Below are 26,157 nucleotides of genomic sequence, written 5' to 3'. Positions count from 1 at the left end.
GGGTTACCTCATGCTTCAGCCTCAAGATATTGCCATTGTGAATGGCGCTCGCACGCCTATGGGCCGCTATTGCGGCAAGTTGCGCGACTTTACTGCTATGGAGCTTGCGGCGATCGCCAGCAAGGAAGCGATTCGTCGCTCCGGCGTGGAGCCGGCGGAGATCGATCATGCCGTATTCGGAAATGCGCAGCAGACCTCGGGCGACGCGCTGTATGGGGCGCGTCACGTAGCGCTACGCGCTGGTTTGCCCATCGAAGTTCCAGCGCTAACTGTAAATCGCTTATGCGGATCGGGAATGCAGTCGATCGTCACCGCAGCCCAAATGATTCAGCTTGGCGAATCGAAGATCGCGCTCGCCGGCGGAATGGAATCGATGTCGCAAGCGCCTCACGTCATTCGCGGGGCCCGCTGGGGCTTGGGCCTGGGCGAAGGCAAGATGGAAGATTCCCTCATGGTCGCGCTGCTCGACACCTACTGCGGACTTTATATGGCGCAGACAGCCGAGCGGTATGGCGGACAGCAAGGCATCACCCGCGAGATGCAAGATGAATTTGCTCTTGGTTCGCAACAGCGAGCTGCCGACGCGCAGAAATCATGCCGCCTTGGCGAGGAGATTACGCCGGTTGCGCTCAAGGACCGTCGCGGCAATCCCACCGGCGAGACGTTCGAGAAAGACGATCACCTGCGCCCCGACAGCACGCTCGAAGGCCTCGCGAAGCTGAAGCCTTCATTCGGTAAGGAAGGTACCGTCACCGCAGGAAACGCCAGCGGCATTGTCGATGGCGGAGCGGCGGTTGTGTTGATGCCAGTTGCGGAAGCCCAGAAGCGCGCTCTCAGGCCCTTGGGACGTTTGGTGAGCTGGGGCATTGCCGGTGTAGATCCCAGCATCATGGGCAGCGGACCGGTCCCAGCGACGCGAGCTGCGCTGCAGAAGGCTGGGCTTACGCTGGATCAGATCGACGTCGTGGAAGTGAATGAAGCCTTCGCGGCTCAGTATCTCGCGGTGGAGAAGGAACTCGGACTTGATCGGGAGAAGACAAACGTGAATGGTGGAGCTATCGCGCTGGGACATCCCCTCGGCGCGACTGGCACACGACTCGTCCTCACGTTGTTGTACGAGCTTCGACGTCGCAAAAAGCGCTACGGATTGGCCACTGCCTGCATAGGTGGTGGACAGGGAATCGCGGTGATCGTCGAATCGTTAACTCCATAGATCTCTGAAACTTTCCGGAACAATGGAGCTCAAGGAAGAATGCAAATCAACAAAGTAGGTGTACTCGGTTGTGGCTTGATGGGCTCAGGCATTGCCCAAGTGGCTGCACAGGCTGGCTACGAAGTCACCGTCCTTGAAGCTGAGCAGAAGGCCCTGGACAAAGGTTTTGCCGGCATCGATGCGTCATTGGCGAAGTTTGTCGAGCGCGGTCCGGAGAAGGGTGGCGTCACCGCTCAGCAGAAAGACGAAATCCGCGCGCGCCTGAAGGGCACCCAGAAGAAGGAAGATCTCGCGCAGTCTGACATCGTCATTGAAGCTATCATTGAGAACATAGACGAGAAGAAGAAGGTATACGCGGCGCTCGATGGAATCGTGAAAGCCGATGCGATCTTTGCCACAAACACTTCCTCGATCTCCGTTACGGAATTAATGACGGCTACGAAGCGTGTCGATCGATTTATTGGCTTGCACTTTTTCAATCCTGTGCCGCTGATGAAGCTCGTCGAAGTCGTGCGCACCATCGCTACTGCCGACGACGTCATCAATACAGCAGTCGAATTCGGAAAGAAGCTCGGCAAGGTGCCGGTGCGCACCTCCGACAAGACGGGATTCATCGTAAATCGCCTGCTGGTGCCTTATCTGTTGGACGCCGTTCGCGCGTACGAAGAAGGTGTCGGTTCCATTCCTGACATCGACAATGCCATGAAGCTGGGCTGCGGCTATCCTATGGGACCGTTCACCCTGCTGGACTTCGTAGGGCTCGATACCACCTACTACATTACTCACGTGATGTACGACGAATTTAAAGAGCAACGCTTTGCTTCGCCGCCATTACTCAAGAGACTCGTTCTGGCGGGTTGGTACGGAAAGAAGACTGGCAAAGGATTTTACGACTGGAGCGATCCGAAGAATCCACTTCCGGTGAAGCTGTGAGCAGCTGGCGATGAGCAGTTAGCGATTGGCAATAAGCTGAATGTCGCGATCCCAACCTGGTCTTAGAACTAGTTATTGAGAACTTGCTATGACTTTTGAAAGTCTCGTCTTCGAGAAGAAGAACAATATCGCTTATGTCACCATCAATCGTCCTAAGGTCCTTAACGCCTTGAACATGGCGACAATGGGCGAACTGCGGAATGCCTTTACTGATCTGAAACAGGATCGCGAAGTACGCGTCGTGATCCTCACCGGTGCGGGGGAGAAGTCCTTCGTCGCTGGAGCTGACATTGGCGAGTTGCAGAAGAACAATCCTGTCGAGGCAAAGGAGTACACACATCGCGGGCAAGCCGTGCTCGACCTGATCGAGAATCTCGGCAAGCCGGTGATCGCCTGCATCAACGGATTTGCTCTCGGCGGCGGATGCGAGATCGCCATGGCATGCACGATGCGCTTGGCCAGCGACAATGCCAAGCTCGGCCAGCCCGAAGTGAAACTCGGGATCATTCCTGGCTATGGCGGAACGCAGCGCCTGCCGCGCCTTGTTGGAAAAGGCATTGCCATGCAGCTTCTGCTTACCGGCGAGATGATCAGTGCGCAGGAGGCGCATCGGATCGGACTGGTAAACGAAGTGCTTCCGGCTGCTCAGTTGATCCCGCGCGCTGAAACAATTGCGCAGGCGATCATCAAGAACGCTCCGTTGGCAATCCAATACTGCCTGGAAGCTGTGAATCACGGCATTGAATTGACTCAGGAGGAAGGCCTCTATCTCGAAGCGAGTCTCTTTGCCGTTTCCTGCGCAACAGAAGACAAGAAGGAAGGCACCTCCGCTTTTCTGGAAAAGCGTGCCGCAAATTTTCACGGTAAGTAACCGCAAGTAACTTTCGATTTACTACTGCACAATCCGGCTGCCCAACATCCGTTGCAACTCAGCAAACAATAAAATCGGCACGCCAACAGGCGTCACAGTGAAAAATTTGCAGAATCATGGGGTTTCGATCCGCTCCCCTGTCTGAAATATCAGCTACTTACAATTGGCCCGTTGGCTGCACCTTTGGTGCACTGCCAGAAACCACGGAGGTCAAGCATGTTGCAGCAACGCCATCTAGCAGTGGACATGATGCGCAGCGGACTCGACCGGCGCCGCTCTTCCATGCGCATTCTCCTTGCGATTCCCGCAGAAGTAGTTTGCCATGAAATAAGCCCCAGACATCATGCCGCGCTGGTACGCGACATCAGTCTTAGTGGGGCGTTCCTGTATTCCGGCTTCACCCCTGCCGTCAATGCGGAACTCACAGTGCACTTCGCTGTCCCGCTGGCTGGAAGAAATGTGCGGGTTACATGTCACACTCAGGTAGTTCGCGTCGAGAAGTCTCCGCACGGCGGCGCGACTGGATTTGGAGTGCGGTTCCGCAATCACGACGTAAGCGTCATCCATTGAAGGCATCTGAGGCTGCCCCCGCCACTTGCAGCCGGACGGTTTGAGCGGCGTCGGTTCTCCGTGTTACGATTCCGTTTCTTTCCAGGGCTTGAGCCCGTCTGCTGCGTCCCTCAGCAGCGTGTGATGTCCTATGGCTTTCCTCGCCACGACGCGAATGCTCGTCTCCGCGCGAGCAGTGTGCGAGGAGCCTGAATCCCAAAAGTCAGGGAGATGGCGCCCGGGCAGAGTAGGATCGCGTCCGTGTCAACGGACGCGAAGCTCCCGCTCAAATTTCTGCCGGTCACTGCACTCCCAACCAGCCGCCTCTAAAAACGCAATTCCAATTACATTTCAGCTCCGAAGCGAAAGGGGTCCTTCGTGAAGACTTATGAAAGCGCGAGTCTGCGCAATGTTGCCGTTCTCGGCCACTCCCATTGTGGGAAGACATCCTTAATCTCAGCCTTGCTGTATACAGCTGGCTCGACTCCCCGCCTCGGAAGGGTGGACGACGGTTCGGCGGCTACCGCGTGGGACGAGGAAGAGATTGCCCGGCAGATGTCGATCGCGATGACGCCGGCATACTGCGAATGGGACAAGTGCAAGATCAATCTGATCGACACGCCCGGCTTCAATATGTTCCTGCATGAGGCCAAGGCGGCGCTTGTTCCCGCGGAGGCGGCGCTGATCGTAGTCGATGGCGTGAGTGGCGTTGAGGCAATGACCAGCCGGGGTTGGGATTACGCCGCTGAGATGGACATGCCCCGCATTATTGTCGTGAATCGCATGGATCGTGATCGCGCGGACAAGGACCGTGTGCTGGAATCTCTCAGGGCAGCTTTCGGACGGCAAGTAGTACCGGTATTCCTTCCGATTGGCGCCGAACGTAATCTTACAGGCGTCGTGGATTTGGTCACGATGAAGGCTTACACGTATTCCATGGGCGGCAATGGAAAGGGAAAGGAAGGACCGATTCCCGCAGACCTTGCCGAAGAGGCCAAGGCAGCGCATGAGGCGTTAGTCGAGTTAGTAGCAGAAGGCAAAGATGAGCTGATGGAGGAGTTTTTCGAAAAGGGAACGATTCCTGAAGATCACCTCATCGGGGCGTTGCACGAAGCCATTCGCGAAGACCGGATTTTCCCGGTTTTGTTTGCTTCAGGGCTCGGCAACATCGGCACAGATCACATCCTGGATTTTCTCGTCACATACGCGCCGACTGCAGCCGAGAGCGCGCCGATACGATTGGCCCCAGGGACGTCATCTGGTAATGGCGCCAGCGGCAATGGTGCCTCAAGCGAGACGCTCACCATCACCGACTCGGGTCCGCTGGCGCTCTACGTTTTTAAGACGATCTCTGACCCATTCGCAGGTCACATCACATTCTTCAAAGTTTTTTCCGGAGTTGTAAAGAACGACGCGACCCTACACAACTTCACCCGCAATGTGGGCGAGAAGTTTTCTCATCTGTCGGTGATGCAAGGAAAAACAGCGGTAAACGTCAGCGAGTTACATGCCGGCGATCTCGGCGCTGTGGCAAAGCTCAAGGGAACCCTGACAGGCGACAGCCTCGGAGAGAAGTCCCGCCCAGTGAACTTTTCGCAAGTCACGTTCCCAGAGCCTGCGATTACCTTTGCCATCGAGCCCAAGACGCGGGCCGATGAAGACAAGCTGGCCAATGGTCTTCATAGGCTGATGGAAGAGGACCAGATGGTGCGCTTCTTCCGCGACGCGCAAACGAAGGAATTTCTCATTGCCGGAACTGGCCAGCAGCATATTGAAGTCATCGTCTCCAAGCTGAAGAAGCGTTATCACACGGAAGTAGTGCTTAAGGCTCCAAAGGTTCCGTACAGGGAAACGATTCGCGGCAAAGCCGACGCGCATGGGCGTCACAAGAAGCAAAGCGGCGGCCACGGACAGTTTGGCGATTGCAAGATCAAGATGGAGCCGTTGGCTCATGGCGCAGGCTTTGAGTTTGTTAACGACATCTTCGGAGGCGCTATCCCGAAGAACTTCATTCCCGCAGTAGAGAAGGGAATCGTGGAAGCGGCGGGTCGCGGATATCTTGCCGGATATCCCGTCGTCGACTTCAAGGTGAGCCTTTATGACGGCTCCTATCACGAGGTGGACTCCAACGAACTCTCGTTCAAGATGGCCGGCCGTCTCGCCTTCCGGCAAGCTATGGAGCAGGCTAAGCCAGCCCTGCTTGAGCCGATCATGCATGCCGAGATCTCCATTCCTGACGAGTTCGCCGGCAGTATCATGGGCGATTTAAATTCCCGCCGTGGCCGCATTCAGGGTATGGACAACAAAGGTGGAATTACCGTGGTAAAAGCAGAAGTCCCCATGGCGGAGATGCTGTCGTATGGCGTCGATCTCACCTCAATGACGCAAGGTCGCGGCAGCTTCTCCATGGAGATGCACCATTACGACATCGTGCCCGCGGCCCTGCAGGAAAAAATCATTGCGGCGGCCAAAGCGGAGCGCGGCGAACTGGTAGAGGTGGAGGAATAAGCTATTTTTCGCGTCCCGCCGGCTTGGGCCGGTCTGACTTAGGCGGTTTCGGCAGATTAGGACGAGGACGCTTGGGGCTCTTCGGCGGTTTTGGCAACCGGGGTTTAGGAGGCTTGGGAGCCGTCAGTGCCGGCCATTCGGTAATGGGAAAAGGACTGGGGCCAGAGTTCGAAGGCGTCGGCGACTTCAGAGCGATATCAGCGAGCTGCAGATAATAACCGTAGGGCGGATCGACCAGACCACGGCGTCCACGTTCACCCTTAATCGTTCTTTCCAGTTCTGGCGCGATCCAGAGTCCGCGGGAGTTTACCTTTTGCACCCGCGCCTGTCCCTTTTTTTTCCGAGTCATTCCCGAGCCGCCATAGCTGGAGTTCTTTCACCCCACCATAACTAAAAGGGAGCGCTGCAGCGGTTTTGATTGGCCCAAAAACGCGCCTTAGTACCAAATAGTTAATTTTCGTGGTTTGGAGTCTGCTCTGCAAAATTCACTGTTAATTCGCTGTTACGTCACATAACAGCGAAAATATCAGCGAAAAAAACAGCGAATTTTTTTATCCCGCGGGAAGTCCGCGTCAGTACTGGCGATCAAGAAAGAGGCAGTGAATTAACAGTGAATTAACAGCGAATTGGTTTTGTGCCAGTGGGCGAGGCCGTCGCTCCTGAGCGAAGGTGGGAGGGTTAACCACTTTGTTATTACAGTTACCGTTTTCGGATTGATTTGCCGACACCATCTGAGAGAATCATGAACCGGGAAAACCACTTTGACAACTGAATTCATGGATCAGCGCGCATCTTGGATATTCACGCATGCACAGCCAAAGGAAAGTATCAGCCTGTTGCAACGCTCTGGCGATTGGGCTCGCATATTCGTCGCCGTTTGCCTGCTGTCCGTCTGCTCCATGGCGCAGTCAGCGGACGCTCAGGGTACTGCCAGTTCACATCCGCTGAGCGCGGCACAGGTCAAAGAGCTCAAAGACTACATCCATTCTGCCTGGACTACCCTTCGCCGCTCCCAGACTGAATGCGGCTCCCTGGTCGACACCAAACTAACCACCAAGCCGGTGCTGTACATACCAGCCGATATCCCGACGCCGCCGGCCGTTCAAGCGCTCGAATCGAAGTGCGGCAACCGCGTAGTAAAGCTGCCACGGCCGATTCAGAAGATGGGCGACGTGAAAGTCTCAGAAGTTCAACCGCCGGGGCTCTTGTATCTGCCGAATCCGTACGTTGTCCCGGGCGGACGGTTCAACGAGATGTACGGTTGGGACAGCTACTTCATCATCCGCGGCCTGGTGCAAGACGGCATGCTCGAGCTGGCCGGCAACATGATCGACAACTTCTTCTTCGAGATCGAGCATTACGGCGCCATTCTCAACGCGAATCGGACGTATTACTTCACGCGCTCGCAGCCGCCGTTTCTTACCTCGATGATCCTGGATTTCTATCAGGCGGCGCAGAAACAATCGAAGCCACTCGCGGACCAGAAATGGCTTGCCCGCGCCTACGCCTATGCCGTCCGCGATCACCAGCTCTGGACGCAGGAGCCGAAGCTCGCGGGAAACACCGGCCTCTCTCGCTACTTCGATCTCGGGGAAGGTCCGGTTCCTGAAATGGGAGATGATCCTACCTACTACTCCGACGTAACCAGCAGCTTGCTCGCCATAGACGACGACGCTGCCCAAGGATACGTAGGCTCAGATGGCGACAGGAGGTCAGCGCAGACCGGTCCTCAGTTCCAGGTTGAGGTCTGCGCAATCCAGGACGCAACCACCTCCGGAGCGCGGCATTGCTCGGAAGCCAAACGCGTAAGCCTGGCTCGTGATTATTACAAGGGCGATCGCGCAATGCGCGAGTCAGGATTCGATATCTCGTTCCGTTTTGGGCCGTACAGCGGATCCACTCATCACTATGCTCCCGTTTGCCTGAACAGCTTGCTTTATAAAGCCGAGCAGGATCTCGCGCAAATGGCAGAGATGCTGGGACGATCGGAGGAGGCGGCCAAATGGAAGCAAGTCGCCGAAAACCGGAAACAGGCGGTCAACAAATATTTCTGGAACGCGCAGGCAGGAATGTACTTCGATTACGACTTCCTGCATGACCGCCAGTCGAACTACTACTACGCCACCACCTTCTATCCGCTCTGGGCCGGCCTCGCGAGTCCTGAACAGGCGCAAGCCGTGGCGCGCAATCTAAGTCACTTCGAACATGCCGGCGGCATTGCGATGAGCGATCGCGTCACCGGCATGCAATGGGATCTGCCGTATGGTTGGGCACCGCTGCAGTTGATTCCCGTAGAGGGACTACGGCGCTACGGATTCAATCAAGAGGCTGACCGTATCGCGGAAGAGTTCGTCTCCGACGTCTACGACAACTTCAAGCGCGATCAGACGATTCGCGAGAAATATGACGTAACTACGCGCTCCACTCAGGCCCAGGTCTCAGCCGGGTACAAGACGAACGTCGTAGGATTTGGCTGGACCAACGGCGTGAGCCTGGTGCTCCTAAATTCAAAATAGGTCAGAACAGTCAGGTGCATTCTCTGTGAATGCGGTTCAGCTTTGCTGCCGTGGTGAGAACGCCCCAGGGGGCCGGAGTTCGCCCCCGTACACTATTTGGAACGTCTATTACGCGGATTACTTTTAGTGATTAGCTAAATTCCTGATGTCGCCAATAACTAACTCTTCTAATCTGTAATTACTATCCTTCCCATAACTGCACTGAATACTTGCCTAATAAAACTAAGATACTCTTATGCGGCGAATTCAAGATATGCATTGGACGAAGTCCATAGTTCGCAAATAGTGTTGTTGCTCATTACTCATGCAGCCCGATGTTCTCTCAGCATGAGATCTCAAGAGTGAGTCATCAACATGAAGAGTTACAACCGTCTCGTCACGCGCATACTTGTGTTTTCAACGCTCCTGTGTTCTCCGGTTCTCTCGCGGGCGCAAAGCGATACCGATTCCAAACCCGCGGCTTTAAATAGCCGCATCGAGGAACTGCAGAGAGAGCTTGACGACCTTCGCTCTCAAATGGCAGCTCTCAAGGAAGCCCCTGCTCATCCAGCCGGCTCAGGTTCATCAGCTGCGTCGTTGGCCTCCAGCAGCGGTGCTACTTCGATTGCGAGTTTGCTTGGTCCTACGACCCTGAGCGGGTTTGTCGACATGTATTACGGCTACAACGCTAATCAACCAGTGAGTCGCAGCAGCGGATTTCGCAGCTTCGACGCGCTTTCGAATCAATTCGCTCTGAATCTGGTTGAGCTTGTCGTGGACAAGACGCCCGAGGTTACCAATAGCCGAACCGGTTATCACATCGCGCTCGGGTACGGACAGGCGATTAACGCCGTCAACGGATCCGATCCTGGCGGACTCGGTTTCGATCAATATCTCAAAGAAGCTTATTTCTCATATCTCGCACCAGTAGGGAAGGGACTCCAGGTAGATTTCGGAAAGTTCGTAACTCCAGCGGGAGCCGAGGTCATCGAAACCAAGGATAACTGGAATTATTCGCGCGGTCTGCTCTTCTCGTATGCGATTCCCTATTACCACTTTGGCGTACGGGCGAAGTATGCGTTTAACGACAAATACTCCCTCACTGGTTACGTGACCAACGGCTGGAACAATGTCGTGGAAAACAACACCGGCAAGACCTATGGCATGAGCCTTGGTTGGAATCCGACAAAGAAGTTGAGCATTGCAGAGAATTACATGGCGGGCCCTGAGCAGGGCGTGAATTCTAACTGGCGCCAGCTTTGGGACACCGTTGTCACCTACTCCGCTACTTCAAAGCTGACGCTGATGGCCAACACTGATTACGGCCGTGGCGACCGTATTGCCGGAGTTGTGAATCCTGTCTTCTGGACTGGAGTTGCCGGGTACGTGAAGTACGCGCCCACCGAGAAGTATGCGTTTGCAACCCGGTATGAGTACTACAACGATCATGATGGCTTCACCACTGGCACTCAGCAGCACTTCAACGGAATTACGGGAACGTTTCAGCGTATGGTGGCGAGCCATATCCTCACTCGTCTGGAGTTTCGGCGCGATACATCGAGCCAGCCAACTTTCGCGAAGGGTAACAACTTGCCGGTAAAAGCGCAGAACACGGCTACTGCTGGACTCGTCTTCATGTTCGACAGCAGGGAAGCTAAGTAGGAATCCAGGCAAGATCAGCTTCCGTGATATGCGCCATAAACAACACAAATAACAAATTAAGTAAATAGCTGTAAGCAGAAATATGTATTGGACTTACGCCGGCATTGTCAGTAGGGTGTCGATGCGCTTACTGTATACCGCCCGCAATATCTCTACAGAGGAAGGCTATAAGTGTCATGAAAAGACAACCAACAAAGCTGTCTCTATCGGCTAAATTATCCCGCCTGTCCGGCAGAATGCGAGATCCTGAGTGGCGGCGCTACGGAAGGCTCTTGCTTGCCGGGAAGGCGATCGGCATCGGCTTGGTTTTGTTGATCGTCGCATTTAGCGCGGGCTTGCTCGGCACACGAGTGCTCGCGGCGGAAACCGGAGTTAAGGCTGCAGACATCGTCAATCCCATCAATACGGTGTGGACGCTGGTTGCTGCTTTCCTGGTATTCGGCATGCAGGTAGGCTTCACCATGCTCGAGGCCGGCTTTTGTCGAGCGCGCGAAACCGTAAACGTGTTGATGGAATGTATTGTTGACACCTGTCTCTGCGGCCTCCTCTTCTATGCCTTTGGTTTTGCCTTCATGTTCAGCCACGGCAACGGCTTCATCGGATATCACTGGTTCTTCCTGAGAGACGCTCCCGCAACTTATGAGGCCAGCGGAGTCGCCTTCATGGCCTTCTGGCTCTTCCAGTTTGCTTTTGCAGATACCTGTTCAACAATCACCTCAGGGGCAATGGTCGGGCGCACAGGATTTGTTGGAGACCTGCTTTACAGTGTCGCCGTTTCCGGCTTCATTTATCCGATCATCGGCCACTGGGCCTGGGGACCTGACGGTTTCCTGGCTCTGATGGGAAGCCCCGGGCAGTTCCTTCCCGGATTGGGAATGGGATTTCACGACTTTGCCGGATCTACTGTGGTGCACACAATCGGCGGCTTCATCGCTTTGGCCGGCGCAATCGTGCTGGGTCCTCGCCTTGGCCGCAAGTTCAAGCGCGATGGCGGAGCTCCGATGCTGCCGCACGATCTGGTCATCGCCGCCAGTGGCGGACTTCTCCTTTGGTTCGGTTGGTACGGCTTCAATCCCGGCAGCACATTATCGGCAATGGATTTTGAAGGAATCGGCAGAGTGGCTACGAACACCACGCTCGCGGCGTGCGCGGCGGGTTTGACCGCCATGGCTTACGCTTACCTCGGCAGCAAGAAATGGGATGTGGGTTTCACCATAAACGGATTTCTTGCAGGCTTGGTGGCAATTACGTGTCCGTGTTATTGGGTCAGCCCGACTGGATCGATTCTTCTCGGCGGTGTCGCTGGTGTGCTGGTAGTGCTCGGCGTCGAACTGCTGGAATGGCTGAGGATCGATGATCCCATTGGAGCTGTGCCTGTTCATGGCTTGTGCGGCATCTGGGGAACACTCTCATTAGGGCTATTCGCTTGCGGAAAATATGGAGCCACGGGGCCACTCGCTCCTGATAATTCTGCGGCCCTGAAGGGACTCTTCTACGGCGGGGGAACGCAAGTTCTGAAGGCGCAAGCACTGGGCAGTTTGATCATTACCGTGTGCACTTTCTCGGTCGCGTTAGCAGTAATGTACCTGGTAAACGCTACCGGAACATTACGGGTATCCAAAGAAGGCGAGCTTTACGGGTTGGATTTGCACGAACACGGGATTTCCGCCTACCCAGAGTACGTGATCTCCTCTTTATCGCGTCCTTCCGGCGTAGCAGTTCAGCCGCAGGTACTCGATCTGGAACCGATGCCAATCCACACTGTCAGCCGAGTAGCAAGTGGCGATTGACATAACAGCGCAGCAGGTCCGGTTAAAAGCAATCCGGACTTGCTGTGTTGCGGTTCTGCATGAGGATCACGCGATGGCAACAATCAGCAGCACAGGCGAAGAGGATCATGACTAAAGTCGAGGCGATTATTCAACCGTCGGTCTTTGAGAGCGTCAAGGACGTTCTCACGGAGTTAGGCGTTGAGGGAATGACCGTAGCTGACGTCCGGGGGCATGGGCGGCAGAAGGGACACACGGCCACATATCGTGGTCGGGAATATTCTGTGGACCTGTTGCCGAAGATCAAGCTGGAGGTTGTGGTGGAAGATGAAACGGTGGACTCTGTCGTCGACGCCATCGTAAAAACTGCCGCGACCGGACGTATTGGAGATGGTAAGATCTTTCTCTACAAAGTGGATGAGGCGATTCGCATTCGCAATTACGAGCGTGGAGTAGCGGCGTTGTAGGCACATCACGGACATACTTCGGCCAACGCAGGATTGATCGCAGGTGCTGAAACCCACCGTATCCTGTTCTTAGCCCATAAGGTGTCAGCATCCCACACCAACGCTGTATATTCACGAGACTAATGATAAAGACAGACGACGAATGACCAGATTCGCTGCGAATCTTTCAAGTTTATTCACCGAACTTATCTTTCCAGAGCGCTTCGAGGCGGCAGCTAAACATGGGTTCACTGCCGTTGAGTATTTATTTCCCTACGATTACTCAAAAGAAGATCTTGCTGAGCTACTGAAACAGTTCGATCTCCAGCAAGTGATGTTTAATCTGCCTTCGGGGAATTGGGAGGCCGGCGAGCGTGGTCTGGCCTGCGATCCGCGCCGCATTTCAGAATTTAAAGAGGGCCTGGAAATGGCAATTGACTATGCCATAGCTCTCGACTGCAAGAGATTGAACTGTCTCCCCGGCATCATGCCACGCGACAGTTGTCCTCTCACTATTCATGAAACTTTGGTAGGAAACTTACAGCATGCGGCCACGCGGTTGGCTCAGCTCAATATCAAGCTGCTGATTGAGCCTATTAATGTGTACGACAACCCTAACTTCTTTCTCCATCGGTCATCACATGCTCTCGCAATTATGAACGAGGTGAATCATCCCAATCTGTTTCTGCTGTATGACGTCTATCACATGCAGATTACCGAGGGGAACCTTGCCAGCACGATTGCGGAAAACATCCCGCGCATCGGTCATCTGCAGGTTGCGGATGTGCCTGGACGCAACGAGCCCGGCACTGGCGAAATCAACTTCAATTACCTCTTCCGGCATCTAGATGCGATGGGCTATGAGGGTTGGGTCGGTTGCCAATACAATCCGCTGCTTACCACCGAAGAAGGCCTGCAGTGGTTCGCACAGTATCAGACTGAGTCGAGTCCTGTGTAGTTCCGCACGACCGATCATCTCTATCCCAAGTAGAATTTCATTCGTGGCTTTGGAGAGGCTTTTCCTTGCAAGCTGTGTGCGCCTGAGGAGGTTTTCCGGCCGAATTCATTTCTCGCTTGTCCTTCTCTTAACACTTGTGCTCGCGCCGGCAGCAGCCGGCTTTGATCTTAAGCAGAAGACGCGCGACGCATACGACCAATATCTCTCGTTAGCTGAGAAGAAGGTGGACGCGGAGCAAAGTGGCCCTAATTTCTTCTGGGGAGACATTACTCCTCGTGACGAGCAGCTCAAGCAGGGCGAGATCGTCATCGAGAAAGCGACGCTGGCTTTCTCTAAAGCTGCCAAAGTGCCGGACGGACTGATACATCACTGGTCAGGTTTCGTCTTCATTCCCAACACGAACCTCGGCAAGGTGCTCTCGTTTCTCGAGGATTACGACCATCATCAGCAGTACTACAAGCCGGACGTTGCGCGCTCAAAGCTGCTGCATCGCGACGACGATCACTTCGTTGCCTACCTGCGCTTTGCCAAGAAAAAGATCATCACCGTGGTCCTGGACACGGAGCACGACGCACATTACTACAGGCTCGATGCGCAACGCGCCTATAGTCGATCGCACACGACGCGCGTCAATGAAGTCGAGAATCCGAATCAACCCGATGAGCGCCAGAAGCCAGCAGGGCACGGTGAAGGATACATGTGGAGCATGGATACGTACTGGCGATTCTTGGAACGGGACGGCGGAGTCTACGTCCGCTGCGACGCAATCTCCCTGACACGCGACGTGCCCACTGGCCTGGGCTGGCTGATCGGACCGTTCATCACTTCCATTCCGCGGGAATCGTTGTCGGCTACGCTGAAAGCTACGCGCTTGGGCTTGGAACGGCGGTAAGAACATTGAACACGGAGGTCACGGAGATTTGGGAGGGTTGCTTCGATTTTTGGATACTGCAACGGGATCTTTAAGATTTGGGCCATTCGGGCCATCTACAACGCGATGTTTGCCCTCTGGCTTTGTGAGGACTCCGGGCTCGAAGTAGAATGCGAACCCCAAGAAATTGAACACGGAGGTCACGGAGGGCGGGGAGGCAAAACGTGGAAACAGGCGCCAGGCGGGCAGTCTCACATTCTGAGTTAACTCACGAAATTATTAAGGCAGCTTTGGCCGTTCACTCAGAGCTTGGGCCTGGATTACTTGAAAGCGCTTATGAAGCTTGCCTTGCATATGAACTTCGCAAAGCAGGATTGGACGTCAAAGCTCAAGTGCCGCTACCTCTTGTGTACCAGGGTGTGAAGATGGATCTTGGTTATCGCATCGATCTCCTGGTCGCCGATGAGATTGTGGTGGAGATAAAGTCAATCGAGGCTGTTGCGCCAGTGCATAAAGCACAATTGCTGTCGTATCTGCGATTAAGTAAGAAAAAAGTCGGGCTACTAATCATTTCAACGTCACTCATCTAAAAGAAGGCATTCATCGCGTTGTAAATGGCCCAAATCTAGAATTACCCAACCGGTATCCACGACAGTAAAGAAGCCCCTCCCCATCCTCCGTGACCTCCGTGTTCACTTTTTTGGGTTTCGTAGTTTACTTCGAGCCCACGGTCCCATCCGAACGAGGGCATACATCGCGTTGTAAATGCCCCAATCTAAAATTGCCCAACCGGTATCCACGATCGTAAAGAAGCCCTCCCCAACCTCCGTGACCTCCGTGTTCAAATTTTTTGGGTTTCGTAGTTTACTTCGAGCCCGCGGTCCCATTCGAACTAGGGCATACGTAGCGTTGTAAATGGCCCCAATCTAAAATTACCCAACCGGTATCCATGATCGTAAAGAAGCCCTCCCCAACCTCCGTGACCTCCGTGTTCAATTTTTTGGGTTTCGCAGTCTACTTGGAGCCCGCGGTCCGAACAATGCCGTGGCGTACGCTTTCGTCCTGCCACATGCGGAAGCCGCCGAGGAAGGCGTTGTTGTTGCTTCCGAGGCGCACTCCGGCGGGGAGATCGGTTAGCTTTTTGGCGTTGCCGCCGCCTAAGACGACGTCGTCGGCTTGAACCGCTTGCCGCAATTGCACCACGGCTTCGAAGACATTCTTTTGCCACTTCTTTTGGCCGAGGCGTTCGAGGCCGCGCCGGCCGAGGTAGTCCTCATACGTGCGTCCTTTCTTGTAGGGAAGATGGGCGAGTTCCATGGGTTGCAGGACGCCGTCGACGATCATCGCCGATCCCAATCCGGTACCGAGTCCGAGAAAGAGCATTCGGCCTTTTTTGTAGCTGCCGAGGGCTTGCATGGCGGCGTCGTTGATGACCTTGACAGGCTTACCAAAGGCTTTTCGGAAATCAAACTTGACCCATCCTGGTGCGAGATTGAAGGGCTCGCTGATGGGACGGCCCTGCACAACCGGTCCGGGATAGCCGATGGAGATGACCTCGTAAGGCCAGTCCTCCACAGCGGCCTTTACCTGGCTCACCATCTCGCGCGCGGTGAGGGTCGGGCCAGAAGGAACCTTGCGCATTTCTTTTTGTCCGCTGGCCAGCAGCTTCACGTTGGTGCCGCCGATATCGATAGCCAGCACTTTATATTTGTTGTTTGAGAAGTCTGTTCCGGATGGATTGTTGGAGTTCATGTGCGCGTGATCAGAGAGAGACTATCGCAAAAGGACGAAGCTGACTTTTGAACGTGGATCTGCCCGGATCCACGTTCTTGAGGCTATTGCAAGTCGCGCCAATTGTGCCCTACACCAATGTCCACCATAAGCGGCACTTTGAATGGGTACACGTTCTGCATGTGCTCGCAGACCAGTTCGCGCATGGTATCGATTTCCTTTTCCGGGACTTCAAAGACGAGTTCATCGTGCACCTGGAGCGTCATCCGGGAGCGCAGTTTGCGATGCGAGAGTTCGGCGTCGATCTTGATCATCGCGAGCTTGATCACGTCGGCAGCGGTGCCTTGCAGTGGCGTATTCACCGCCGTGCGCTCGGCGAAACCGCGCATGTTGGCGTTTTTGCTGTTGATGTCGGGGATGGGGCGAACCCGGCCGAACAGAGTGCGCACGCGCTGTTCGCGGCGGGTCTCGTCGAGGACGCGCTCGATGAAGGCACGCACGCCTTTGTAGCGCTCGAAGTAAGTCTCGATGTACTTCTTTGCCTCTTTCTGATCGATTCCCAGCTGGGCAGCAAGACCGAAAGGCGATATGCCGTAGACGATTCCGAAGTTCACAGCCTTGGCGCGGCTGCGATGCTCGGCGGTGATCAACATCGGCGGAACGCCAAAGACTTCGCTTGCGGTGAGCTGATGGATATCGTCTTCGCGGCGGTAGGCTTCGACCAGCAGTGGATCGTCGGAGAAATGGGCCAGTAAGCGCAGCTCAATCTGCGAATAGTCGGCGGCGAGGAGTACGTTGCCTGGCTCCGCAATGAACGCCGAACGAATTTCGCGGCCAAGCTCGGTGCGAATGGGAATGTTTTGCAGATTCGGGTTTGTTGACGAAAGCCGGCCGGTGGCGGTCGCTGCCGCGTTGAAGGTCGTATGGACGCGTCCGCTCTGCGGATCGACAAGCATTGGCAGCGAGTCCACATAGGTTGACTTCAGCTTCGAGAGCTGGCGGAAGCCGAGGACTTTACCTGCAATCTCGTGCTCGGCAGCCAAGTCTTCCAGAACGTCGACTGCGGTCGAGATCATCTTGCCTTTTCCATACTTCACTGGCTTGGGCAGCCCAAGCTTGTTGAAGAGCACCTCGCCAAGCTGCCGGGGAGAGTTGACGTTGAACTCTTCTCCAGCGAGAGCGTGGATCTCCTTTGCTCTGGCATCACACTGCTTCTCGAGATCGACTGCCATATGGCCCAGAGCCGCCGTGTCAATCTTCACGCCGGCTGATTCCATCCGCGCCAGCACTGGAGCAAGAGGAAGGTCGATGGTGTCGTAGACATTGATGAGGCCGGCCTCATCCTCGACCTGCTGCCGCAGTGTGCGAGCGAGCCGAAGGGTCAGGTCGGCAGCTTCTGCCGTCATTCCTGAAAGCTGCAAGTTGAATCGGCGCAAAGCAACTTCGGGCAAGGTGTGGCTGCTGTAGGTCGGATTCAGCAGATAGGAGAAGAGCATCACGTCATCCCGCACCCCAGCCAGCGGAAGCTCAGTTTTCTCCTGCGGCACAGCCGCCCTCGGCTGTGGCTCTGCAGCGGTTGGCCCAGGGGATTTTGTTTGTGCAGCAAACCTGGAGAGCATGCGAAGAGCAGACTTGTAGTCGTGTACCGATTTGGGAATCGACCGATCTGCCAGAACATTTCGAAGCGCCTCGGTGAGACCGTTATCGCCAAGTCGAACGCTGGCTGCCTTGTTCTGCTCGACCGAGATGGCGAGCTCCACTGGATCGCAGCCCTGTTGCTTTATGTTGAGCAGCGGAAGCTCCGGCTCTTCTTCTTCTTTTTGCTCCGTGCCGGCTGACGTTGTGGGCGGAGCACAGATTACGATTCCAATCTCGCCACCTTTGGCTTGCTTGAGCAGCTCTTGGAGTTGTGCCTCGCTATTGAGTGCGCCGTATTCGACGTTCGCCTGATCAGTCGTCTGTACGAAGTTCTTCAGCAGCGTGGTGAACTCAAGCTCATTGAAGAGTAGGCGGCAAGCTTCGTAATCGGGCTCCTGCGCCTGCATGGTTTCGACATTCAGATGCACAGGAACGTTGGTATCGATCGTGACTAGCTCCTTGCTGCGCAGGACAACGTCGCGATTATTCAGCAGCGATTCACGGTATGTCTTCTTCTCTACCTCCTCGGCATGATTGAGGAGGTTCTCGACCGATCCAAAGCGCTTGATCAGCTCAACCGATCCTTTGTCGCCGATTCCCGGCGCGCCGGGAATGTTATCGATGGAGTCGCCGCGCAAGGCCATTACATCGATAACCTGCTGCGGACCGACACCCAGAATTTCCTCGACCTTGGCCGCGTCGCAAATCAGATTGTCCTTTGGGGGATTCAAGACGCAGATGCTGTCGCTGACGAGCTGCAGCATGTCCTTGTCGCTGGAGACGACGTACACGGGATATCCCGCTGCCACTGCCTTATGCGCCAGCGTGCCGATTACGTCGTCGGCTTCGAATCCCGGCTGTTCCAAAATGGGAATACGGTATGCCTCAAGCGCGCGCCGAATGTAGGGAAGCTGCTGCGCCAGATCGTGCGGCATCTCCTTGCGATTAGCCTTGTAGCCGCCGTAAGCGATCTCCTGGTATGTCTGCGTTTTGCTGTCATACTTCTTGACCGAGGCGATCGCCTTCGCCTGTTCATCACGAAACGTTGGCGCGGAAACGTCAAAAACAGCCGCAAGATACTGGGGATGAAAGTCATCGCGCAGCTTGTTCAGCATGTTCACGAAGACAAATGTTGCCGCGGTCGGAATCCCAGTGCGTGTCGACATCGGGCGCTGCCGCTGCATGGCGTGGTATGCCCTGAAAATAAAGGACATAGCGTCGATCAGGAAGATTTGCGCACGGGCTTCGGGTTGTGGCTTCGCGGACAAGGTCTAGGAAAAGTCTAACAGCGGATTCACCACGGGAACACGGAGCAAAGCAAAACCAAGACAGGATTGAACACGGAGGACACGGAGGTTTGGGAGGGAAAAACGTGGCAACTGGCGCTCAGCGCGGAAACTCACGTTTCATCTGAACGAGTGCATACATCGCGTTGAAATGCCCCAATCTAAAATTTCCCGACCGGTATCCACGATCGTAAAGAAGCCCTCCCCACCCTCCGGGCCCTCCGTGTTCAATGATTTTGGTTTGCTCCATGACTCATCACTTACTAAGGGTTTCTACTATGCGATCGAAATCTTCGAGTGACGCGTACTCGATGATGATCTTGCCCTTCCCCTTGTTGTCACGAATCGTGACACGCACCCCCAGCGCCCGCTGCAGTTCCTGCTCGGCGGCGCGGACGTTGGGATCGACTACGCGCTGAGGCTTGGGGTCCTGCGCAGTTCCGTCCTGCGGAGCCAGCAAGCGGTGAATCAGCTCCTCGGTTTGGCGGACGGAGAGCGACGCGGAGCGAATTTTCTGCGCGGCTGCAAGGATCGCTTCAGGAGAATCGAGCATGAGAAGCACTTTCGCGTGTCCTGCAGTGAGTTCCCCTTTCTCAATCGACTGCTGAATAGCTTCCGGCAGCCGCAGGAGTCGCATCAGGTTCGCGATCGAGGCGCGATCTTTTCCTGTCTTCTGCGACATCTGCTCCTGGGTGAGGTTGAATTCGCGCGAGAGACGGTCGAAGGCGCGGGCCTCTTCCATGGGATTGAGGCCTTCGCGCTGCAGGTTCTCGACGATGGTCATCTCCATCGCCTGTTCGTTCGAAACCTGCTTGATTACCGCCGGAACGAATTCCCTGCCGATCTTCTGCGAGGCGCGCCAGCGGCGTTCACCAGCGATGAGCTGAAAGCGCCCATTCATCGGGCGAACGACGATCGGCTGCACGATTCCGTTGACTAGAATCGAAGCAGCCAGCTCGTTCAGCGCCTGGTCATCGATATGCGCACGTGTCTGGTAGGGATTGGGATCGATCTCTGTAACCGGCAAATCGCGGACAGATTGCCCCTGAATGTGCGCTGTCGGCGGCGGCTCGGCTGGTCGCCGCGAAGGAAGTAAAGATTCGAGTCCGCGTCCAAGAGCTTTACGCGGTCCGCTGGGTGTGGTCGTGATGGACAATTCTATCTCCCGTTAAGAAGCATTCGGCATTCGGCACTCAGCATTCGGCCGGATGACGGTGTTGCTGTTTGTTCCACGTGGAACATTTTCGACTTGCTCTTCCCATTCAAGGCTTCGATTCGCAATTGTTGTGTCCCCAGCTTCATTCAGTTGACTGGCTGAATGCCGAATGCTGAGTGCCTTCTCATCCGGCCTGTGCACCAACTGCTCTGCCGCACTGAGTGAATTCTGTGCATTTATCTTTTTGCTCGTCCATCAATTAACTTCCACAACCACCACACTAGCCAGGCAAAAATGAGAGCTTCCGCCACGCCTGCCATTATGAGGTATGCGTTGGGCCAGTTGGAATGAATGCCCCCCTGGAAGACTAGAGCTGCAATAAGCATTCCCGGCGCCAGCAAAGCGCCTAGTGCAGAGAACCCATGTGTACTCGATGCGGTTCCAATCAAGAGAGTTAGGGCAATGCCGACAACAAAGCACCTTCCGATTCTGGAGAATGCCGCTTTGTCCATCGCCGTTACTCAGTACAAGTCGAGTGTTCCACGTGGAACATTGTCAGTGCTTCCGCAGTCACGACCTTCGATTCGGCGACTACGCGCGCCCCAGCTCCATTCAGTTGACTGGCTGAATGCCGAGCGCCGAGTGCTGAACGCCGAATACTCTCTCATCCCGCCTGCTGCACCAACTGCTCTGCCGCGCTTGCGGCGGCTGCTCTGCTCATTTCTTTGCCCATGATCTCCTTTGCTAGCTTTATGTAGCTCTCGGCCCCGCGTGAGCGAACGTCGTAAAGCAACGCGGGTTTGCCGTAGCTTGGAGCTTCCGCCAGGCGCACATTGCGCGGAATCGTAGTCAGGCAGAGTTTCTCGCCAAAGAACTCGCGGAGGTTTTTCGCTACCTGCTGAGCCAGATTCGTGCGCTCGTCGAACATCGTGAGCACCACGCCTTCAACTTCGAGGCTGGGGTTAAACGAGTGGCGGATTCGCTCCATTGTGTCCAGCAGTTCGCTTACGCCTTCCAAGGCGAAGTACTCGGCCTGCATGGGAATCAGAACGGAATCGGCAGCCACCAGCGCGTTGAGAGTAAGCAGGTCCAGCGCAGGCGGACAATCGAGCACAATGAAATCAAAGTCTCCACGGATCTGGTCGATGGCCTGACGTAGCCGAAACTCGCGCTCCTCTGCCTGAACCAGCTCGATATTTGCTCCGATCAGGTGCTTGTGAGCAGCGATTACGTGCAGGCCCTCAAGTTCGGTCGTGAGAACAGCCTCTCGGGCGCCAGACTCCCGCATGAGAACTTGATACGTGCTGAGGCGCTCTGCATCTCGACCAAATCCCAATCCACTGGATGAGTTCGACTGTGGATCACAGTCCACCAGAAGAACTCTCACTTCAGCCGCGGCAAGCGATGCTGCTAGGTTGATCGCGGTCGTCGTCTTTCCGACTCCGCCCTTCTGATTCGCAATGGCGATTACTCTAGCCAATTCATCAGCCCTCGAATGTTGAACTTATGGTCGCGAGCGAAGGTTTATCAATGCCGGAGATTGGTGCAGGCGAGTGGATAACTGGACTGTTCCACGTGGAACAATCGCGCGAAAATGGCTTCAGTCTTGAGGATCGTTGTTGGTCTGTGGAGTGGAAAATCATGTGAAGAAGTAGATGTTTATCGCCAATGGGAGCTCGATCAAACGGAGCGCCGGGCGCCACGCCCGGCCAGAATACGTGGAAATACGAACTTGCATTGGGAGCCACATGCTCCGCAAATGTTCCACGTAGAACAATTCCGGCAGGGTACGAGTTATTTACTCTTACGCACCTGGCCAATTATGGACGCGACTGCTGAGCGACGCCCCGTGCCCAAGCAGATAGGCTGTTTACTAATCTGGTTCCTCCCCAGACTTATCGACATAGTCGACCTAATTGCCGGGCGAGGACGCCAAAGGCGCTCCATTTTCAGGATGTCGGTTTTGTCACACTAACGAGCGCTCCTTCATTTTATAGCGAACAGAGAGCGAAGATCCAGAGGGGGCCGAGCCGCGCCGATTTGAAATCACTCGCCTCGAATTTGAGTACGTCGTTCCGGTCGTCGGCCGGTACAAGGCTGATGAACCCGTTGATATTCGTGAATACGATCAGGTAGTCCCGACTGGCAATTTCTCTTTTACCTCCGCCGCAATGAAATTCTCACCCTTGTACCGGCCGGGGGCGGCCCGGAACCACGTAATCAGTCGGCAATCACTCCTCGCTGCAATTATCAGTCTCTAAATGCGTGAGGCGATTCTGCGCTGTCTTTGCCTACCAGAACGATTCGCTCGCGGGATTCCGGGACGGAGATCGGATTCATCCAGGTGAAATTCTGAAGCCGTTTGTGTGCAGTTTCAATTTGGGAAGCTCCTATGAGTAGCGCGAGCTTCCCGCCCGGCTCAAGGAGAGAGGCTGCCACGGGAAGGATGGTCTCGAACTTTTCGACAGCGCGCATGGTCGCCATCTGTGACTTTAGCTTTACCTCCTGCGCGCGACCCGCATGGACAGTGACGTTCTTCAGCTCCAGTGCGCGAACTACTTCGCGCAGGAACGCGACCTTCTTCTGCTGCGACTCGATCAGCGTCACCCGTGTTGCGGGCGCGTAGATCGCCATGGGAAGGCCGGGAAACCCGGCTCCAGAGCCCACATCGACCAGGCTTGAGGCCTCGGCCACTCCAGCGCGCTCAGCGGCGAAAAACGATTCGCCAAAGTGACGCTGAACAATCTGCTCGGGATCCCGAAGAGCCGTGAGGCTGATCTTGGCGTTCCACTTGAGGAGCAAGCCGAGGTAAGTCGCGACCTTGGTGCCTTGCTCAGCCGAGAGAGGAAGGATCAGGAATGGCCTGAGGAGATCGGTGAGTGTGAACATAGCGCAAAGGGCGATAGGCAATAGGCTAAAAGGAAGGCTTCAGCCCGATGCTCAGCTTAAATGTCCATTTCCGCGCTTGCCTGCTAAGTTCGCCGCGAGCTGGGCGAATCCGTGGCTTTGGCTTATGGCTTATCACCTTGTTGCTGCCCTGCTCCACGACTCAGCCTCCTAGTCAGGGCTGCTGCCTTTTTTCTTGTTGGCAGCGTACAAAATACTCGATTTCTTCAGACGGTCTAAACGTCTCATTTTGCGTCGCTTACATCCTATACAAACTAAAGGATTAGCACTTCGGGTTCCAGGCAACGAAAATGGCACTTGAATTGATCTAGAGAGTTGCAAAGGTGGGAATGCGGTCTTTCCGCCCTCCTCGACGGCGCGCTTTCGAGGAGATGAGCGGACGAAAAGAACTGGCCAAGGTTCCCCCGAGTGTTTGCCCGGACCCTCCCCCAAAAGGCTTCCGGAAAAGTTTGGAGGAATCGAAATGAAGTCCCGTTATTTCTTGACACTGCCGCTGGCCGCAGCGCTCATTGTTCCGGCTGCCATTGCCCAACAAACCACCACCACAACCCCCGACAAGCAGTCTGCGCCCGCGTCGCAAACGGTGGCTCCTGCAGCTCAGACGCAGACCGCTCCGGATACCAACGGTCCTAACACCAACAGCGACGTAAACCTGTCGGCTCATCAGCCGCTGCAGCCTGATACACACGAAGGCTTTTGGGGAAAGATCAATCCCTTTGCCCGCAAAAAGTACGTGCAGCGCCAGATGTCGCCGATCCGCAATCGCATGAACGAGCTGGATGAGCTCACTTCGACCAATTCGAAGAACATCAAAGACGTGGACTCGCGCGCGCAGGAAGGCCTGCGTCAGGCGAATTCCAAGGCTGATCTTGCCGATCAGCATGCAGTTGACGCCGGCAACCGTGCACAGCAGGCGCAGCAGAGCATTCAGGTCGCCAGCACGCGACTCGACACGGTTCAGCAGACGATCGGCACCTTGGACCAGTATCAGCCTGTGTCTGACACCGAGATTCGCTTCCGTCCTGGACAGCAAAAGCTGAGCCCGAAGGCGAAAGAAGCCCTCGATCAGCTTGCCGAGCAGATGAAGGGACAGCGCGGCACGATCGTACAGGTGCAGGGCTTCTCTTCCGGCAAGGGCAACACCGCGATCTCGAGCTCGCAAGACATGGCGCAGAGCGTGGTCCGTTACCTCGTCATCAACCATGACATTCCGCTCTATCGCATTTACACCATCGGGGTCGGCAATGCTCCGGTGAAGACCAGCGCGACGGCGGAAGGTCCAACGAAGCGGCTTCGTGGCGGACGCGTGGAAGTGGCCCTGCTGAAGAACGGCGTGGCTGATCTGACGCAGACACAGAACGCGCAGAACGCTGCACCAGCCGGCGGATCCAGCTATCAGCCGAACGCGCCTCAGGGTGGCGTGACTGGCAGCGTAAACCGCAATGCTCCGGCAACCAACCAGCAGCCGACTACGGCGACACAGCCTGCCGGCAACGTAAACACCAACAGCGGTGGGCAGCCAATACCGCGGCAGTAAATCAGAACCTCTACAGTCAAAAAGAGGCCTCGAGAGATCGAGGCCTTTTTTTCTTTGTGTCAATGCTCGTTCCTAATCGGGTGATCGGTGATCGGGTCAGAGGGCCACGTAAAAGGCAGGGCTTTCAGCGATCGGCCATCAGCTTTCGGCCAATGAACGATTTTTGGAGTGACAACGAAACTGCTTGCAGGCCGAACGCGGAGAGCCGACCGCTGAACCTAAGGGTTGCTACTCCACCCGATCACCCAATCTTCATTCTCCGTTGACACGCTCCAGCCGCTCCTCCTAACCTTGCAGGTTCCTCTGGCGGGAGATCATGCGGATTCTGGTTTTAGGTGGTGGGGGTCGAGAGCATGCTTTGGTGTGGAAGCTGCGCCAATCGCCGCGCACCACTGAGATCTTCTGTGCGCCGGGAAATGCGGGCATTGCGCGCGAGGCATCGTGCATTCCTGCCGATCTCAGGAGCGTAGACGAGCTGGTTCAGCTCGCGCATCGGCTCCATCCTGACCTGACGATTGTTGGTCCTGAACTTCCGCTCACGCTTGGCGTTGTCGATGAATTCGAGCGCCGAGGGCTGGCGATCTTTGGTCCCTCGCAAAAGGCTGCTCACCTTGAGGCGAGCAAGGTATTCGCCAAGGAATTCATGCAGCGCGTGCACGTTCCCACCGCGAACTACGCCATCTGTCGCAATCCGGCTGAGGTACAGGACGCGCTAAGTCTGTTCAGCTCGCCGACCGTCGTGAAGGCGGATGGACTGGCGGCAGGCAAAGGCGTCGTCATCGCCAAGAGCAAAGAAGAAACCAGCACGATTGCGCTTGACATGCTCGCTCGCAAGTTCGTGGGCGAAGCCGGTGCGCAGGTTGTGCTGGAAGAGTGTCTGCGTGGAGAAGAATTATCCTTCCTGGTCTTGACGGACGGCACCACCGTCGTTCCGCTGGTGCCATCTCGCGACCACAAACGGATCGGAGAGAACGATACCGGTCCTAATACGGGAGGGATGGGGGCGTATTCCAGCGAGGATCTGCTTGGCAATACAATGCGCGACTGGATCATGAAGCACATTGCCAAGCCAGTTGTGGACGGTCTGCGCGCTGAGGGCGTTGTTTACAAAGGCGTCCTGTATATCGGATTGATGATGACGGCGCGTGGTCCGATGGTGCTTGAGTTCAATTGCCGCTTCGGCGATCCGGAGACTCAGGCTGTCCTCTTTCGTCTTGAGAGCGATCTGGTCGATATCTGTGAGTCCGTGGTTAAGGGTACACTGCCGGCAGACCCGTTGCGCTGGTCACCTGACCCGTCAGTATGCGTGGTGCTCGCCTCAGGTGGCTATCCGGGAAGCTTCACTAATGGCAAGCCCATTTCGGGACTCGATCAGGTGGAGAAACTTCCAGGTGTGAAGGTCTTTCACGCCGGCACTGCCCATTCTGGGAATCAGATCGTGAGCGCCGGGGGTAGGGTATTGGGAGTGACTGCAAGCGGTCCGAGTCTGGAAGCTGCGGCTGCCCGCGCCTACGAGGCAGTAGAGATCATTCGCTTCGAAGGCATGCAGTATCGGAGGGACATTGCAAGGGTGGCAATAGGCGACAGGCAATAGCGATTAAAGCATAGGCTGAGAACGAAACGAGAC

Annotated in this window: 21 protein-coding genes and 1 pseudogene; 14 read left to right on the top strand and 8 right to left on the bottom strand. The window is 55.5% G+C overall.

The window, feature by feature from the left end:
* Positions 1-10: 10 nt before the first annotated feature.
* The 5 genes from DMG62_02860 to DMG62_02840 all read left to right on the top strand — a co-directional run bounded on the left by DMG62_02860 (position 11) and on the right by DMG62_02840 (position 6,074).
* Positions 11-1,213: an acetyl-CoA C-acyltransferase gene (locus DMG62_02860; protein PYY24520.1), complete on the top strand. Its 1,203-nt coding sequence runs from the start codon at positions 11-13 to the stop codon at positions 1,211-1,213.
* A gap of 39 nt (positions 1,214-1,252) precedes the next feature.
* On the top strand, positions 1,253-2,146 hold the full coding sequence (locus DMG62_02855) for a 3-hydroxybutyryl-CoA dehydrogenase (protein ID PYY24519.1): 894 nt from the start codon (positions 1,253-1,255) through the stop codon (positions 2,144-2,146).
* A gap of 88 nt (positions 2,147-2,234) precedes the next feature.
* Entirely contained in the window at positions 2,235-3,017 is a 783-nt protein-coding gene (locus DMG62_02850) for an enoyl-CoA hydratase (protein ID PYY24518.1), read from the top strand.
* Positions 3,018-3,233: 216 nt separating this feature from the next.
* A complete protein-coding gene (locus tag DMG62_02845; GenBank protein PYY24517.1) occupies positions 3,234-3,587 on the top strand; it encodes a hypothetical protein in 354 nt (117 codons plus the stop codon).
* A 357-nt stretch (positions 3,588-3,944) separates the two neighbouring features.
* Positions 3,945-6,074 (top strand): elongation factor G, encoded by a 2,130-nt coding sequence (locus tag DMG62_02840; GenBank protein ID PYY24516.1) that lies wholly within the window; start codon positions 3,945-3,947, stop codon positions 6,072-6,074.
* 1 nt (position 6,075) lies between these two features.
* Here DMG62_02840 and DMG62_02835 read toward each other — a convergent pair whose 3' ends face one another.
* On the bottom strand, positions 6,076-6,423 hold the full coding sequence (locus DMG62_02835) for a hypothetical protein (protein PYY24515.1): 348 nt from the start codon (positions 6,421-6,423) through the stop codon (positions 6,076-6,078).
* A gap of 550 nt (positions 6,424-6,973) precedes the next feature.
* Between DMG62_02835 and DMG62_02830 the strand changes: the two genes are divergently transcribed.
* The 7 genes and pseudogenes from DMG62_02830 (at position 6,974) to DMG62_02800 (ending at position 14,933) form a co-directional block, all read left to right on the top strand.
* Positions 6,974-8,590, top strand: a complete 1,617-nt coding sequence (locus tag DMG62_02830; GenBank protein PYY24603.1) for a trehalase — start codon at positions 6,974-6,976, stop codon at positions 8,588-8,590.
* Positions 8,591-8,944: 354 nt separating this feature from the next.
* Positions 8,945-10,231, top strand: a complete 1,287-nt coding sequence (locus tag DMG62_02825; GenBank protein PYY24514.1) for a porin — start codon at positions 8,945-8,947, stop codon at positions 10,229-10,231.
* A 176-nt stretch (positions 10,232-10,407) separates the two neighbouring features.
* Complete coding sequence (locus DMG62_02820; GenBank protein PYY24513.1) at positions 10,408-12,021, top strand: ammonium transporter; 1,614 nt, start codon at positions 10,408-10,410, stop codon at positions 12,019-12,021.
* A gap of 107 nt (positions 12,022-12,128) precedes the next feature.
* Complete coding sequence (locus DMG62_02815; GenBank protein ID PYY24602.1) at positions 12,129-12,467, top strand: P-II family nitrogen regulator; 339 nt, start codon at positions 12,129-12,131, stop codon at positions 12,465-12,467.
* A 142-nt stretch (positions 12,468-12,609) separates the two neighbouring features.
* A complete protein-coding gene (locus DMG62_02810) occupies positions 12,610-13,404 on the top strand; it encodes a hydroxypyruvate isomerase (GenBank protein PYY24512.1) in 795 nt (264 codons plus the stop codon).
* Between the two features lie 103 nt (positions 13,405-13,507).
* A complete protein-coding gene (locus tag DMG62_02805) occupies positions 13,508-14,296 on the top strand; it encodes a hypothetical protein (protein PYY24601.1) in 789 nt (262 codons plus the stop codon).
* A gap of 203 nt (positions 14,297-14,499) precedes the next feature.
* Positions 14,500-14,933, top strand: a pseudogene (locus tag DMG62_02800) (GxxExxY protein).
* A gap of 356 nt (positions 14,934-15,289) precedes the next feature.
* Here DMG62_02800 and DMG62_02795 read toward each other — a convergent pair.
* The 7 genes from DMG62_02795 to rsmG all read right to left on the bottom strand — a co-directional run bounded on the left by DMG62_02795 (position 15,290) and on the right by rsmG (position 22,975).
* Positions 15,290-16,027: an ROK family protein gene (locus DMG62_02795; protein ID PYY24511.1), complete on the bottom strand. Its 738-nt coding sequence runs from the start codon at positions 16,025-16,027 to the stop codon at positions 15,290-15,292.
* An 83-nt stretch (positions 16,028-16,110) separates the two neighbouring features.
* Positions 16,111-18,858, bottom strand: a complete 2,748-nt coding sequence (locus tag DMG62_02790) for a DNA polymerase I (GenBank protein PYY24510.1) — start codon at positions 18,856-18,858, stop codon at positions 16,111-16,113.
* A gap of 328 nt (positions 18,859-19,186) precedes the next feature.
* Positions 19,187-20,080 carry a chromosome partitioning protein ParB gene (locus DMG62_02785; protein ID PYY24600.1) on the bottom strand — a complete coding sequence of 298 codons (894 nt, stop codon included), beginning with the start codon at positions 20,078-20,080 and terminating at the stop codon, positions 19,187-19,189.
* Between the two features lie 18 nt (positions 20,081-20,098).
* Positions 20,099-20,290, bottom strand: coding sequence for a hypothetical protein (locus tag DMG62_02780; GenBank protein ID PYY24509.1), 192 nt, complete (start codon positions 20,288-20,290; stop codon positions 20,099-20,101).
* 32 nt (positions 20,291-20,322) lie between these two features.
* Positions 20,323-20,598 (bottom strand): hypothetical protein, encoded by a 276-nt coding sequence (locus DMG62_02775; GenBank protein ID PYY24508.1) that lies wholly within the window; start codon positions 20,596-20,598, stop codon positions 20,323-20,325.
* A 152-nt stretch (positions 20,599-20,750) separates the two neighbouring features.
* Positions 20,751-21,566, bottom strand: a complete 816-nt coding sequence (locus tag DMG62_02770; GenBank protein PYY24507.1) for a chromosome partitioning protein ParA — start codon at positions 21,564-21,566, stop codon at positions 20,751-20,753.
* Between the two features lie 770 nt (positions 21,567-22,336).
* The gene (gene rsmG / locus DMG62_02765; GenBank protein PYY24506.1) at positions 22,337-22,975 is read right to left on the bottom strand and encodes a 16S rRNA (guanine(527)-N(7))-methyltransferase RsmG; all 639 of its coding nucleotides are present in this window, start codon (positions 22,973-22,975) and stop codon (positions 22,337-22,339) included.
* A 481-nt stretch (positions 22,976-23,456) separates the two neighbouring features.
* Between rsmG and DMG62_02760 the strand changes: the two genes are divergently transcribed.
* Together DMG62_02760 and DMG62_02755 are read left to right on the top strand one after the other, a co-directional pair.
* The gene (locus DMG62_02760; protein PYY24505.1) at positions 23,457-24,530 is read left to right on the top strand and encodes a flagellar motor protein MotB; all 1,074 of its coding nucleotides are present in this window, start codon (positions 23,457-23,459) and stop codon (positions 24,528-24,530) included.
* A gap of 316 nt (positions 24,531-24,846) precedes the next feature.
* Entirely contained in the window at positions 24,847-26,124 is a 1,278-nt protein-coding gene (locus DMG62_02755; GenBank protein ID PYY24504.1) for a phosphoribosylamine--glycine ligase, read from the top strand.
* Positions 26,125-26,157: the final 33 nt, after the last annotated feature.

Source organism: Acidobacteriota bacterium, assembly GCA_003225175.1.
Classification (GTDB): domain Bacteria; phylum Acidobacteriota; class Terriglobia; order Terriglobales; family Acidobacteriaceae; genus Gp1-AA112.
This window is presented reverse-complemented; position numbering and strand designations above follow the sequence as displayed.